15 protein-coding genes and 1 tRNA gene are annotated in these 12663 nt (G+C 38.9%); 14 read left to right on the forward strand and 2 right to left on the reverse strand.

The features are described from left to right. The first annotated feature begins 73 nt into the window (after positions 1 to 73). The 3 genes from NXS10_RS07480 to NXS10_RS07490 all read left to right on the forward strand — a co-directional run bounded on the left by NXS10_RS07480 (position 74) and on the right by NXS10_RS07490 (position 3888). Positions 74 to 1366, forward strand: a complete 1293-nt coding sequence (locus NXS10_RS07480; protein ID WP_259139192.1) for an adenylosuccinate synthase — start codon at positions 74 to 76, stop codon at positions 1364 to 1366. Between the two features lie 122 nt (positions 1367 to 1488). Continuing rightward, positions 1489 to 1851 (forward strand): DUF1033 family protein, encoded by a 363-nt coding sequence (locus NXS10_RS07485; protein ID WP_259139193.1) that lies wholly within the window; start codon positions 1489 to 1491, stop codon positions 1849 to 1851. 138 nt (positions 1852 to 1989) lie between these two features. Then, positions 1990 to 3888 carry a M13 family metallopeptidase gene (locus NXS10_RS07490; RefSeq protein ID WP_259139194.1) on the forward strand — a complete coding sequence of 633 codons (1899 nt, stop codon included), beginning with the start codon at positions 1990 to 1992 and terminating at the stop codon, positions 3886 to 3888. Positions 3889 to 3921: 33 nt separating this feature from the next. Here the strand turns inward: NXS10_RS07490 and NXS10_RS07495 are convergent, their stop codons facing one another. Continuing rightward, entirely contained in the window at positions 3922 to 4878 is a 957-nt protein-coding gene (locus NXS10_RS07495) for a S66 family peptidase (protein WP_259139232.1), read from the reverse strand. A gap of 359 nt (positions 4879 to 5237) precedes the next feature. Further along, a tRNA-Cys gene (locus NXS10_RS07500) sits at positions 5238 to 5308 on the reverse strand. 522 nt (positions 5309 to 5830) lie between these two features. On the opposite strand from NXS10_RS07500, the gene comGA reads away from it, so the two are divergent. From comGA to NXS10_RS07555, 11 genes are all read left to right on the forward strand, one after another. Continuing rightward, a complete protein-coding gene (gene comGA, locus NXS10_RS07505; RefSeq protein WP_259139195.1) occupies positions 5831 to 6772 on the forward strand; it encodes a competence type IV pilus ATPase ComGA in 942 nt (313 codons plus the stop codon). Then, on the forward strand, positions 6654 to 7739 hold the full coding sequence (gene comGB / locus NXS10_RS07510) for a competence type IV pilus assembly protein ComGB (RefSeq protein WP_259139197.1): 1086 nt from the start codon (positions 6654 to 6656) through the stop codon (positions 7737 to 7739). Before comGA ends, comGB begins: the two co-directional genes overlap by 119 nt. Beyond that, positions 7736 to 8062 (forward strand): competence type IV pilus major pilin ComGC, encoded by a 327-nt coding sequence (comGC, locus tag NXS10_RS07515; RefSeq protein ID WP_259139198.1) that lies wholly within the window; start codon positions 7736 to 7738, stop codon positions 8060 to 8062. The genes comGB and comGC overlap by 4 nt, the downstream gene beginning before the upstream one ends. Then, on the forward strand, positions 8022 to 8465 hold the full coding sequence (gene comGD / locus NXS10_RS07520; RefSeq protein ID WP_259139199.1) for a competence type IV pilus minor pilin ComGD: 444 nt from the start codon (positions 8022 to 8024) through the stop codon (positions 8463 to 8465). Before comGC ends, comGD begins: the two co-directional genes overlap by 41 nt. Further along, positions 8419 to 8712, forward strand: a complete 294-nt coding sequence (gene comGE, locus NXS10_RS07525) for a competence type IV pilus minor pilin ComGE (RefSeq protein WP_259139201.1) — start codon at positions 8419 to 8421, stop codon at positions 8710 to 8712. Before comGD ends, comGE begins: the two co-directional genes overlap by 47 nt. Further along, positions 8696 to 9133, forward strand: a complete 438-nt coding sequence (gene comGF, locus NXS10_RS07530) for a competence type IV pilus minor pilin ComGF (RefSeq protein WP_259139202.1) — start codon at positions 8696 to 8698, stop codon at positions 9131 to 9133. The genes comGE and comGF overlap by 17 nt, the downstream gene beginning before the upstream one ends. Further along, complete coding sequence (gene comGG / locus NXS10_RS07535; protein ID WP_306345024.1) at positions 9111 to 9533, forward strand: competence type IV pilus minor pilin ComGG; 423 nt, start codon at positions 9111 to 9113, stop codon at positions 9531 to 9533. Before comGF ends, comGG begins: the two co-directional genes overlap by 23 nt. Positions 9534 to 9601: 68 nt before the next feature. Next, a complete protein-coding gene (locus NXS10_RS07540; RefSeq protein WP_259139203.1) occupies positions 9602 to 10552 on the forward strand; it encodes a class I SAM-dependent methyltransferase in 951 nt (316 codons plus the stop codon). Positions 10553 to 10621: 69 nt separating this feature from the next. Further along, positions 10622 to 11815, forward strand: a complete 1194-nt coding sequence (locus NXS10_RS07545; protein WP_259139204.1) for an acetate kinase — start codon at positions 10622 to 10624, stop codon at positions 11813 to 11815. 153 nt (positions 11816 to 11968) lie between these two features. Beyond that, positions 11969 to 12169: a helix-turn-helix transcriptional regulator gene (locus NXS10_RS07550; protein ID WP_259139205.1), complete on the forward strand. Its 201-nt coding sequence runs from the start codon at positions 11969 to 11971 to the stop codon at positions 12167 to 12169. A 35-nt stretch (positions 12170 to 12204) separates the two neighbouring features. Continuing rightward, entirely contained in the window at positions 12205 to 12654 is a 450-nt protein-coding gene (locus NXS10_RS07555; RefSeq protein ID WP_259139206.1) for a hypothetical protein, read from the forward strand. The last annotated feature ends 9 nt before the right edge of the window (positions 12655 to 12663 follow it).

The following is a 12663-nucleotide window of genomic DNA, read 5'->3' on the forward strand; positions in this document are numbered from 1 at the left end:
GATAAACTTGCAGGTGAGATTCCTGCCGTGGTTTTCTAAGAAAGGATTGAGCAAGAGGCTCAGTGTTTACGATATGACTTCAGTAGTAGTGGTAGGTACCCAGTGGGGTGACGAAGGAAAAGGTAAGATTACAGATTTTCTTTCTGCAGATGCCGAGGTGATTGCACGTTATCAAGGTGGTGACAATGCAGGACATACCATTGTCATCGATGGTAAAAAATTCAAACTACACTTGATTCCATCAGGAATTTTCTTTCCTGAAAAGATTTCTGTTATCGGAAATGGGATGGTAGTAAATCCCAAGTCCTTAGTCAAAGAACTTCATTATCTTCATGATGAAGGTGTAACAACAGAGAACTTGCGTATTTCAGATCGTGCGCATGTCATTCTTCCTTATCATATCCACTTAGATCGTCTCCAAGAAGAGGCTAAGGGCGACAATAAAATTGGAACAACTATCAAAGGGATTGGACCAGCTTATATGGATAAGGCGGCGCGTGTCGGTATTCGTATTGCTGACTTATTGGATCGTGAGATTTTTGAAAAACGTCTCAAACGTAACCTAGCAGATAAAAACCGACTTTTTGAGAAAATGTATGAAGCGACTCCTATTCTCTTTGACGATATTTTCGAAGAATACTATGCCTATGGGCAAGAAATCAAGAAATATGTCACAGATACTTCTGTTATTTTAAATGATGCTCTAGATAGTGGTAAACGTGTACTCTTTGAGGGTGCACAGGGTGTCATGCTTGATATTGATCAAGGTACCTACCCATTTGTCACATCATCAAACCCAGTTGCTGGTGGTGTGACGATTGGTAGTGGTGTTGGGCCAAGCAAAATCAACAAGGTTGTTGGGGTTTGTAAGGCTTACACTAGTCGTGTCGGAGATGGACCATTTCCGACTGAGCTTTTTGACGAGGTGGGAGATCGTATCCGTGAGATTGGTCATGAATACGGTACAACAACTGGACGTCCACGCCGTGTTGGTTGGTTTGACTCTGTCGTGATGCGCCATAGTCGTCGTGTTTCTGGTGTGACCAACCTTTGTCTCAACTCGATTGACGTTCTTTCTGGACTCGATACGGTTAAAATTTGTGTCGCTTATGATCTTGATGGTGAGCGAATCGATTATTATCCAGCTAGTCTTGAGGCACTTAAACGTTGTCAACCAATTTATGAGGAACTGCCAGGTTGGTCTGAGGACATCACAGGTTGTCGTAGTCTTGATGAGCTTCCTGAAAACGCTCGTAATTATGTGCGACGTGTCAGTGAGCTTGTTGGCGTACGTATCTCAACGTTTTCTGTTGGTCCAGATCGTGATCAAACTAATATTTTAGAGAGCGTCTGGAGTCATATCTAATAACATAAAAGAGCCAAAAGTCTAGCAGAAATGCAGGAGTTTTGGATCTTTTTTGAATTGAGAAACAAAATAATGTAAAAATAGAATGCTTTGGGTTATAATAAACCAAAGGAATGAATATTATGTATCAAGTAATTAAGATGTATGGTGATTGGGAACCGTGGTGGTTTTTAGACGGTTGGACAAATGATATTGTTTCACAAAAAATGTTTTGCACCTTTGAGTCAGCAGCAAACTATTATGAAAAAGAGTGGCAAAAAGGCTGTAAGAATTATAATTACTATGATAGCCATCAAGATTTTCTGACAGTTTTTTGGAATCAAGATGACGAGAGATGGTGCGAAGAATGTAATGAGTATTTACAACAATACCACTCCCTTCTCCTCCTGAAAGATGGCAAACCTCTCCCTAGTCAATGGCATAGGAAAAGTCTCATCAAAGGAAATAAGAGAGTACTTCCCCAAAGCTGTCAGAGGAAAGACTAAAACAAAAAGAGTTTATCTGATGACGTCTTGTTTGTTGTCGTTCATTTGATAGCGAAACGTTGATTCAGTATGTGACTTTCTGTTTTATTTTTGGTAGAATGGAACTGTTTACAACTATGCCTAGAAAAAGGAGTATTTATGGTAACTTACAAAGATAATTTTTACGAAGCTGTCAATGGTGATTGGGCAAAGACAGCTGTTATCCCTGATGATAAGACGACAACAGGTGGTTTTACAGACTTATCCGATGAGATTGAAGAGTTGATGCTGGCCACTACTGATAAATGGTTGGCTGGAGAAGATGTGCCTGATGATGCGGTTTTACAAAATTTTGTTGCTTTTCATCGTATGGTAGCTGATTATGACAAGCGTGAAGAAGTCGGGGTCGCCCCAGCGCTTCCTTTGATTGCTGAAGTTAAAGCGCTCACATCTTTCAAAGAACTGACCGACCATATGGCAGATTTTGAGCTATCTGGGAAGCCGAATGCTCTATCCTTTAGTGTTGCACCTGACTTTATGGATGCACAGCTGAATGTTCTTTGGGCGGAAGCTCCAGAACTTATCTTACCAGATACCACCTACTACCAAGAAGGGAATGAACAAGCTCCAGCACTTCTTGCTAAATGGAGAGATATGTATGAAGAGTTACTTCCCAAGTTTGGCTTTTCAGCTGAGGAAGTGGCAAGTCTTTTAGATCGTGTCTTGGAATTGGATAGAAAGCTTGCTCGCTATGTGCTTTCACGTGAGGAGAGTTCGGATTATGTTAGTCTTTACAAGCCTTATGATTGGACAGATTTTAAACAGCTTGTACCAGAGTTACCGCTTGATGAGATTTTTTCAGTCATCTTAGGCGGAGAGGTACCTGATAAGGTCATTGTTCCTGAAGAGCGCTTTTGGACGGAGTTTGCAGCAGAATATTACTCTGAATCTAATTGGGATTTGCTAAAAGCAGATTTATTACTTTCTGCTACAGGCAATTTTAATAGCTATTTAACAGATGAGATACGTGTGCTTTCGGGTTCTTATAGCCGTGCTCTCTCAGGTGTACCGCAAGCTATGGACAAGAAAAAAGCTGCTTATTATGTAGCACAATCCCCTTATACACAGGCACTTGGTTTGTGGTATGCAGGTGAAAAATTCTCCAAAGAGGCTAAAGCAGATGTCGAGGCTAAGGTTGCAACCATGATTGATGTTTACAAATCTCGCCTAGAAAGTGCGGACTGGTTGGAAGAGTCAACACGTCAAAAAGCGATTACAAAACTCAATGTCATCACTCCTCACATTGGATATCCCGAGAAATTACCAGAAACCTATGCTCAGAAAGTCATCGATTCTTCCCTGAGTCTGGTAGAAAATGCTGAAAAACTTGCAAAAATTTCCATTGCTCATCATTGGAGTCAGTGGAACAAACCAGTTGATCGTAGTGAGTGGCATATGCCAGCCCACATGGTCAATGCTTATTATTCACCACAGCAAAACCAAATTGTTTTTCCAGCGGCTATTTTGCAAGCACCATTTTACTCCCTTGAGCAAAGTTCATCTGCGAACTATGGCGGTATTGGCGCTGTAATTGCTCACGAGATTTCGCATGCTTTTGATACTAATGGAGCTTCTTTTGATGAAAACGGTAGTCTCAACAACTGGTGGACAGATCAGGATTATGCTGCTTTTAAAGAGCGTACAGACAAGGTTGTTAAGCAATTTGATGGTCTAGATTCTTACGGTGCTAAGGTCAATGGTAAGCTGACTGTATCTGAAAATGTAGCTGATCTTGGTGGTGTCGCTTGCGCCCTTGAAGCTGCTAAAAAAGATGACGACTTCTCTGTGACCGATTTCTTTATCAATTTTGCTACTATTTGGCGCATGAAAGCACGTCCAGAATTCATGCAGATGATGGCAAGTGTTGATGTCCATGCCCCAGCTAAGTGGCGTACAAATGTAACTGTGACAAACTTTGAAGATTTTCATGAAGCCTTTGCTATCCGTCCAGGAGATGGTATGTGGCGTTCACCAGAAGATCGTGTCATCATTTGGTAACAAAAAGCGGAGTAGCTTTAGCTACTCCGTTTTTTAATCTTCTCTTATAGTGAATGTCATGTCTTTGGTTGAGATGGCAATCTGAGCACCAATAGTCACGGTAAGTAAAGGTTGCGTATGTGCAAAGTCCATATCGTAAATAACAGGGATCGTTTTTAGAATAGGGTACTTATCTAGAATAAATCTTAAGATTGATTCTGTCATTTTAGTTTCTTTTGGAAAGCGTCCAACAAGGAGCGCTTTGGGATGAGGGTAACTTTGTAGAAGTGCCGCTAAATTGCGAGTAAAATCATAAAAGAGATCATCTTCAGATTGTTCGATAACCAAAACATAGTCTGATACCTGTGGAGCGTAGTCTGTTCCACGAAGGAGGTTAAAAGTGACGAGATTACCCCCAATGAGAGTTCCTTGGGCTTTTCCATGGTTATAGATTTTCCACTTTGTTGGGTAAAAGTGTCGTGACTGACTAGGATCATACCAAGCATCGCTTGACCATTCCTTACTAGGTACTAAATCATAACTCGTTTGTGTCATGGCTTGTAGCCACATCTCACTCTGATAAGGTTGTCCTTCTTTCATTTTGAAGCTTGAGTAGCTAGGTCCCATGTAAGTCATGAGATGAGATTTAGCAAAGATAGCATTTAAGAAAGCGGTTGAGTCTGAGTAACCACAAATAATTTTAGGGTGTTCTGCGATGAGATCGTAATTCAGGTAAGACAATAGTTCATTGGAGTTGAAGCCACCAATAGTGGCTAAAATCGCATCAACATTAGGATCGTAAAAAGCAGCATGCAAATCAGCAACACGACTCTCAATAGAAGCTGAATAAAGAGAGTCATTTTCCAGATAATGCTCTGAAAAGGAAACCTGAAAACCAAGTTCTTCTAGTTTGGCTTTTGCTGATAGATTGGCCTCAAACCCACCTAACCTCTCAATAGATGAGGATGGACTAAGGATGCGGATGTGACTTCCTTCTTTTAGTTTTTTCATCATGCCATTGTCCTCTTGCAGTTTGCTCCTGTGCTGCTTGTTACTTTCTTCGTGTTGTAGTTAATAGCTATGCTAGGAACTAGGCATAGCACCGCAATACATCCTGTAATCATTCTCTTTTTCGCTTTCATACTGTTTTTGGTCAATAATATTTTGGATAGCGTTGGTATCATCTTCGGTCAGTGGTTTATTACTCCTTGAATTTTATCATAATCCTTAAGGGTATAGCAAGATGAATGATGGATAAAAACATGTCTTTATGAAAAGTTCAAGTCTAAAATTTATCCAAGTAAAAAATAGAAAAAGCCCAGTACAATGGGCTTTTTGGCAACATAAATCATGATAAAATCCTATAAATAAGGCGGTAGACGGATTTGAACCGACGATCAAGCTTTTGCAGAGCCGTGCCTTACCACTTGGCTATACCGCCACAACAGGTAATATTTTATCTTAATTGTGTAGATTCGTCAAGTGGTAATTGTGAAAAGTCGAATCCTTTTTAGGCTAATTAAAAAGGATTATAAATATAAATGTTTAAATCAATCACAAAAAATTTTTTGTTAGAGGGTTTATAGATGTTTTATGATATGTTGCAATCTTGTCGATTAATGCAGGAAAGGAGAAAAGTTATGTCTTTGATAACCATTAAAATGAGTTTTTGGGATTCTAGAGACTAACTCTGTTTTCTTTTTCAGCAAGTCGTTTGGGATAATAGGCTGAAGAACTACCAAGGCTATACGATGTATGTCTTTTTTTATTTCTTTAAAAAATGTGTTCTATTTTCTTTTCTTTTGTGATTTCTTACGAATAGAATAAGTGAGCAAGGCATAGCACCACAGCTAACTTTCTTAACTATTTATTCCTTAATTCTTTGAAATTTTACTTTAACACTATTTAGCTGTGGTGCTATGCCTTGCTCACTAGGAAATGACTCTTTTAGAAAGAGGTAAACATGGTACAAGAGTTAGCCAAAGAACTCATCAAGACAGCTGTTGCTATTAATGCTCAGGATATTTATATTATCCCAAAAGCAAAGCAATATGAAGTATTCATGAGAGTTGGTGATGAAAGACGACATATAGATGTTTTTGGAAATGATCGGATGGCTAGTCTTATTGGTCACTTTAAATTTGTTGCAGGAATGAATGTTGGCGAAAAAAGACGAAGTCAACTCGGTTCATGTGATTATACCTTTGAGGAAGATGAGATAGTATCTCTTCGTTTATCAAGTGTGGGTGATTACCGTGGACTTGAGAGTTTGGTTATTCGCCTGCTTTACTCTGGGCGTCATGAGTTACATTACTGGTTTGATGGGATTGAACGTCTCAAACCAGTAGTAGGGGGTCGAGGTCTTTATCTTTTTTCGGGTCCTGTTGGTAGTGGTAAAACCACACTTATGCACCAATTGGTTGCGGATCAATTTAGAGATAAACAGATTATCACTATTGAAGATCCTGTGGAAATCAAACAGGAAAATATGCTTCAACTTCAACTCAATGAGGAAATTGGCATGACTTATGATAATCTTATCAAGCTATCGTTAAGGCATCGCCCTGATATCCTTATTATCGGTGAGATTAGAGATAGTCAAACAGCACGTGCGGTTATTCGTGCTAGTCTCACAGGAGCTATGGTCTTTTCTACAATTCATGCTAAGAGTATTTCTGGTGTTTATGATCGTTTACTAGAGCTTGGTGTTAGCATAGAAGAGTTGAATAATAGTCTCCGTATGATTGTTTATCAACGTTTGGTTGGGGGAGGAGGTGTGATTGATTTTGCTACAGAAAACTTCCAAGAACACAGTTGCGCACAGTGGAATTCCCAAATGGATCAGTTGGCTCAAGGCGGACATATCACTTTGCAAGAAGCTAAAATCGAAAAGATTATCGGCTAAGCAGCAAGCAAAACTCATCCAACTCTTTAATAACCTGTTTATCAGCGGTTTTACACTGAGTGAAATGGTTATTTTTTTGAAACGCAGTCAATTGCTTACCGATAAGTACACTGACCAAATGCAATCTTCATTACTGGAAGGTAAAAGTATGGCAGCGATGATGGCAGCTGTCGGTTTTTCAGATACCATTGTTACACAGATGTCTCTTGCTGATATTCATGGCAATACTCAAAAAAGTCTCACCAAAATAGAGAGCTATCTGAACAGTATGGCAATCCTCAAGAAAAAGCTAGTTGAGGTGGCAACTTATCCCATTATTCTTTTGAGTTTTTTAGTCTTGATTATGATAGGACTTAAAAACTATCTTATTCCTCAGCTCGATGGTGGTAATCTAGCTACACGTCTTGTCGCTTCATTTCCTCTTCTCTTTTTCTCTATTCTCATTTGTTGTGTATTTCTTTTAGGGATAGGTTATGCTTTTATGCGCCAGATGTCTCGGATGCGAGCTGTTACTATATTAAGTAAGTTTCCTTTTGTTGGTCATTATGTCAAGCTCTATCTTACTGCTTATTATGCTCGTGAATGGGGAAATCTTATTGGTCAAGGGATTGACTTATCTCAGATTGTCACCTTGATGCAGAAGCAAAAATCAAAACTTTTTAATGAGATTGGTAGAGACTTAGAAGAAAAACTTTTATCAGGTCAGACTTTCTGTGAGACTGTGCTATTGTATCCTTTCTTTTTAAAAGAGCTGGGACTTATGATCGAGTATGGTGAAGTTAAAGCTAAACTTGGAGCGGAATTGGATATCTATGCCGATGAGGCTTGGGAGACTTTCTTTCTTCGATTACAAAAAGCAACTCAACTCATCCAACCCTTGATTTTTATCTTTGTAGCACTTGTTATTGTTATGATTTATGCGGCAATGCTACTACCAATGTACCAAAATATGGAGTTTAATGTATGAAAAAATATGTCAATCTTATTACAAAAACAAAAGCTAAAGCGTTTACGTTAATAGAGATGTTAATCGTTTTGGTCATCATCAGTGTCTTGCTTTTACTTTTTGTACCTAATCTAGCAAAACAAAAAGAAAAGGTTACACAAACTGGAAATTCAGCTGTTGTCAAGGTAGTTGAGAGTCAAGCAGAACTGTATAATCTCAACCATGAGGACACAGCGACTCTTGCAAAGCTGGTTAAATCAGGAGACATTTCTAGCAAGCAATCAAAGGCTTATAGTGATTATTATGCACAACATCCTAAAGAAACTGCTACTGTGGCCAATTAAGGGATTTACGCTTATTGATAGTCTCCTTACTCTTTTTGTTGTCTCCTCTCTGACTCTTCTTTTATCTGGAGCGGTGGAGCGGAGTTTTACTAGCGTCAAAGAGACGCTCTTTTGGTTACAATTTGAGCAAGTTTATCGAGATACACAAAAGCTAAGTGCTACTAAACAAAGTCCAATGGCTTTAGATATCGCAGCGACAGTTTCTAATGGCTATACCAGTGTTTCATTGCCAGAGACCATTACTCCCTTAGAACATAAGCACATTGTCTTTGATAGCGCTGGTGGCAACTCGTCACTAACTAAAATTCAATTTCAAACAGCGGACAAAATTGTCACCTATCAACTCTATCTAGGAAGTGGTAATTATAAAAAATCAGAAACTAGCCGCTTACATTCTCCTTGAAAGTCTTGTGGCACTTGCTATTTTGGCTTGTATTACGACTCTTATATTAGGCGAATTTAATAGGCAAAGAAAAACGTTACAGGACAGCCAAAACAGACAGGAGGCTTTGCTTCTTGCAACGATGGCGATTAGGGCAAATAAAAAAGAACTTCACCTTAATGGCGTGTCTGTTTCGGTAGAAATGCATTCAAATGAGGTTTTTATATATCAAGGAAAAGAGGAACTCTTACATGCGCTTAAAGAGTAAATTACATGCTTTTACCTTACTTGAGTGTCTGATTGCTCTCCTTATCATATCAGGTTCTGCTCTTGTTTATCAAGGGCTAACGCAGACACTCTCAAGTAATATTTACTATCTTTCTAGTAATCACCAAAGCAATTGGTTGCTCTTTGCTAAGCAACTACAAAGTGAGTGGGAGGTGTGCCAGCTAGATCGTGTCACCTCAGATAAAGTATACCTCAAAAAAGGGAATCAAGAGTTGGCTTATGGTCTATCAAAAAGAGGCGATTTTCGTAAAACAAATGCTAATAATCAAGGTTATCAGCCCATGCTCTTTGGCTTGGCAGATTGTCAGGTGCGTGAAAAAGGAGGCCTTATTACAGTAGCTTTAACTTTTAAAGATGGATTAGAGAGGACATTTATCTATGATTTTAAAGCGCAAAGTTAAGGCAGGTGTCCTCCTATATGCTCTTTTAATGGCAGCTATCTTTACTCTCCTTTTACAATTTTATTTGGGACGTGTTAGAGCAAACAAAATTCAGCAATTAGCGCAAGAAGAGGCTAGCAAAGCTTATCTCATTGCGACTTTAGCTAAAAATCAAAAAGACTCAAAGTTGACCTTTGAAGGGGCACAGGTTCACGTAGATAAAGAGGACAACAACTTAACGGTTACAGTCACTTTATCTCATAAAGGAACGTATCATTACACTTTTCCAACGACACAAGAATTAGAAGAAAATGTCTCATCACAATCTTCAAGTGATATTCCATCTTCCTTGACTCAAGAAGAAATACTTTCCCCCTCGGTGACTGAAATGAAAACGGAACAAGAGGCGTCTGTTCCATAGAAAGCTGGGCTATTTGCCTAGCTTTTCTTTCTATTTATTTTTTGATATGATAAAAGGTGGAGGAAGACATGAATTTTGAAACCATTGAAAAAGCTTATGCTTTATTACTTGAGAATGTCCAGTTCATTCAAAATCAGCTAAAGACGACTTTTTACGATGCTCTTATTGAGCAAAATGTGCTCTATGTTACCAAAGAAGCTACAGATGTTGCTATTGTAGATAATAATAAATCCCTTGAAAACTTAGCTCTCTCTGCTGAAGAGTGGCGTCGTGCTTTTCAGTTTTTATTGATAAAAGCTTCGCAAACGGAGTTACTTCAACTCAATCATCAATTGACACCAGATAGTATCGGCTTTATTATCTTATATTTGCTGGAAGAGTTAACCTCATCTGCTCCCCTTGATGTACTTGAGATTGGCAGCGGAACAGGTAATCTTGCTTACACGCTTTTAAATAACAGTCCCAAAGACTTGCACTATATGGGGATTGAAGTGGATGATTTATTAATTGATCTGTCTGCGAGTATAGCGGATGTGATGCAAGTTGATGCGCAGTTTATTCAAGAAGATGCTGTACGTCCGCAACTGATGAAACCAAGTGATGTGATTATTAGTGATTTGCCTATTGGCTATTACCCTAACGATGAGGTAGCAAAACGCTACCAAGTAGCGAGTCATCTCGAACATACTTATGCTCATCATTTGCTGATGGAGCAGTCAATCAAGTATCTTAAAACAGATGGTCTAGCTATTTTTTTAGCTCCCAATAATCTTCTCACTAGTCCACAAAGTGATTTGCTAAAAGGGTGGATTACTCAAGCAGTGAGTATTTTAGCAGTCATTGCTCTTCCAGAAAATCTCTTTGGTCATAAAAAAAATGCTAAGTCTATCTTTGTTTTCAAAAAACGTGATGATGTACCGAAAGAAACCTTTGTTTATCAGCTTGGCGATTTGCAGCGTCAAGAAAGTATGCTTGATTTGATTGACAATTTTCAAAAATGGAGAACAGATAATGGCTAAACCTAAATTTTTATGATAAAATAAAAATATATTGAAAACGCTTAAATGAAATTAGATGGGGTGTGACTTATGACAAAGACGATTGCCATTAATGCTGGAAGCTCAAGTCTCAAGTGGCAGTTATATGAAATGCCAGATGAAAGAGTTGTGGCTAAAGGGTTGATTGAACGTATTAAGCTTAAGAATTCGCGCTCGACGGTCACCTTTAATGGAGTTTCAGATTCACAAACACTGGATATTGCTGATCATACGCAGGCTGTTAAGATTTTGCTAGAAGATTTGAAGCGTCATGGTATTATTGAAAATTATAATGAAATCACAGGTGTTGGTCATCGTGTGGTTGCTGGTGGTGAATATTTTAAGAAGTCAGCTTTAGTGACAGAAGAAGTAATCGAGAAGATTGAGGAATTGTCGGTACTAGCCCCACTTCATAATCCTGGGGCAATAGCTGGTATTCGTGCTTTTTGTGAAATTTTACCAGATATTGTGAGTGTTGTTGTCTTTGATACCTCTTTTCATACAACGATGCCTAGGCATGCTTATCTTTACCCAATTCCACAGAAATATTACCAAAAATATAAGGTGCGTAAGTATGGGGCACATGGCACGAGTCATCAGTATGTCGCTAAAGAGGCAGCTAAAATGTTAGGGCGTCCGCTTGAGGAGTTAAAACTTATCACAGCTCATGTTGGGAATGGTGTCTCTATCACTGCTAACTATCACGGTGAGTCTATGGATACTTCGATGGGCTTCACCCCTCTTGCAGGACCAATGATGGGGACGCGTGCAGGTGATATTGATCCAGCCATTATCCCTTATCTCATTGCTCACGATCCAGAGTTAAAAGATGCTGCTGATGTGGTGAATATGCTCAACAAGCAATCAGGACTTTTAGGTGTGTCAGGGATTTCTAGTGATATGCGTGATATTGAGGCTGGACTTCAACGCCATGATCCAAATGCCGTTCTAGCTTATAATATCTTTATTGACCGTCTGAAGAAGTTTATCGGACAGTATTTTGCCGTTTTAAATGGTGCAGATGCGATTGTCTTTACAGCTGGTATGGGAGAAAATGCTCCGATGATGCGTCAAGATATTATTCAAGGTCTCTCTTGGTTTGGTATGGAAATTGACCCAGAGAAAAATGTTTTTGGGCATGTTGGTGAGATTACGACTGCAGATTCTCGTGTGAAGGCTCTAGTTATACCAACCGATGAAGAGCTCATGATTGCTCGTGATGTGGAGTTTTTTAAAAATAATTAACTTTGTTATCAAATATTATGATAAGACCAGAAAAACTGTCATTATGACAGTTTTTTTGTTACGAAAAATGTAAAGGAAGCTTGACATAAAATATAAAGTTTACTATACTTATATATGTAAAGTAAACTTTACTAAATGAATGTGAGGTGAAACATGGAAACACGCATTCAAGAATTGCGAAAAACACAAAAGCTCAGTCAAGCTGAGCTGGCGGCTGCACTAGGTGTCACCAGACAGACTATTATTTCGCTAGAAAAAGGGCGCTACACCGCATCATTGGAGTTAGCCTTTAAGATTGCTCGTTTTTTTGGCAGATTTATTGAGGATATTTTCATCTATGAAGAGGCGGACTGATGTTTTGGTGCATGAGGATGAAGGAGGAAAAGATATTGATGATCTTTATGACGATGAAAAGTGGCAAGCTATCAATGGAAGACTATCGTAAAACGATACAGCAAGTGATGGTCTTGCTGAGCGTTTTAGTGATGGTCTTTGTCGTTCTACTTTATAAGCTGTCCTTAGATAGCTTCAACAGTGGTTTTGTTCTAGGATTGATTATAGGGCTTGTCTCGTGTATTATACGAAGTTTCTACATGCTAAGAAGCGCCAAGAGTTTGAAGGCTAGTTATATCAAAGTAATGGATGAGCGCAACAAATACTTGACACAGCTGACCGTCAAGATTATCTATAGTTTGCTTGTGCTAGTTGTCATTGTCTTGCTTCTGTGTCATCATTTGCTGGCGTTTGATATTAGTTATGAGACATTGCTCTATAGTTTTTTGGGCTTGATATTTTACGGCTTTATCGGGGTTCGCTTTATTGTGGAGAGAGTTTACTAGGAGATCATT

The organism is Streptococcus sciuri, from assembly GCF_024814375.1.
GTDB lineage: Bacteria > Bacillota > Bacilli > Lactobacillales > Streptococcaceae > Streptococcus > Streptococcus sciuri.

What these genes read in the sequence shown, in the direction of transcription:
- NXS10_RS07550 (WP_259139205.1), top strand. Translation starts at nt 11,969, where the DNA reads ATGGAAACACGCATTCAAGAATTGCGAAAAACACAAAAGCTCAGTCAA.
- NXS10_RS07485 (WP_259139193.1), top strand. Translation starts at nt 1,489, where the DNA reads ATGTATCAAGTAATTAAGATGTATGGTGATTGGGAACCGTGGTGGTTT.
- NXS10_RS07495 (WP_259139232.1), bottom strand. Translation starts at nt 4,878, where the DNA reads ATGAAAAAACTAAAAGAAGGAAGTCACATCCGCATCCTTAGTCCATCC.
- NXS10_RS07480 (WP_259139192.1), top strand. Translation starts at nt 74, where the DNA reads ATGACTTCAGTAGTAGTGGTAGGTACCCAGTGGGGTGACGAAGGAAAA.
- comGD (WP_259139199.1), top strand. Translation starts at nt 8,022, where the DNA reads ATGCACAACATCCTAAAGAAACTGCTACTGTGGCCAATTAAGGGATTT.
- NXS10_RS07545 (WP_259139204.1), top strand. Translation starts at nt 10,622, where the DNA reads ATGACAAAGACGATTGCCATTAATGCTGGAAGCTCAAGTCTCAAGTGG.
- comGC (WP_259139198.1), top strand. Translation starts at nt 7,736, where the DNA reads ATGAAAAAATATGTCAATCTTATTACAAAAACAAAAGCTAAAGCGTTT.
- comGF (WP_259139202.1), top strand. Translation starts at nt 8,696, where the DNA reads ATGCGCTTAAAGAGTAAATTACATGCTTTTACCTTACTTGAGTGTCTG.
- comGG (WP_306345024.1), top strand. Translation starts at nt 9,111, where the DNA reads ATGATTTTAAAGCGCAAAGTTAAGGCAGGTGTCCTCCTATATGCTCTT.
- NXS10_RS07540 (WP_259139203.1), top strand. Translation starts at nt 9,602, where the DNA reads ATGAATTTTGAAACCATTGAAAAAGCTTATGCTTTATTACTTGAGAAT.
- NXS10_RS07490 (WP_259139194.1), top strand. Translation starts at nt 1,990, where the DNA reads ATGGTAACTTACAAAGATAATTTTTACGAAGCTGTCAATGGTGATTGG.
- comGA (WP_259139195.1), top strand. Translation starts at nt 5,831, where the DNA reads ATGGTACAAGAGTTAGCCAAAGAACTCATCAAGACAGCTGTTGCTATT.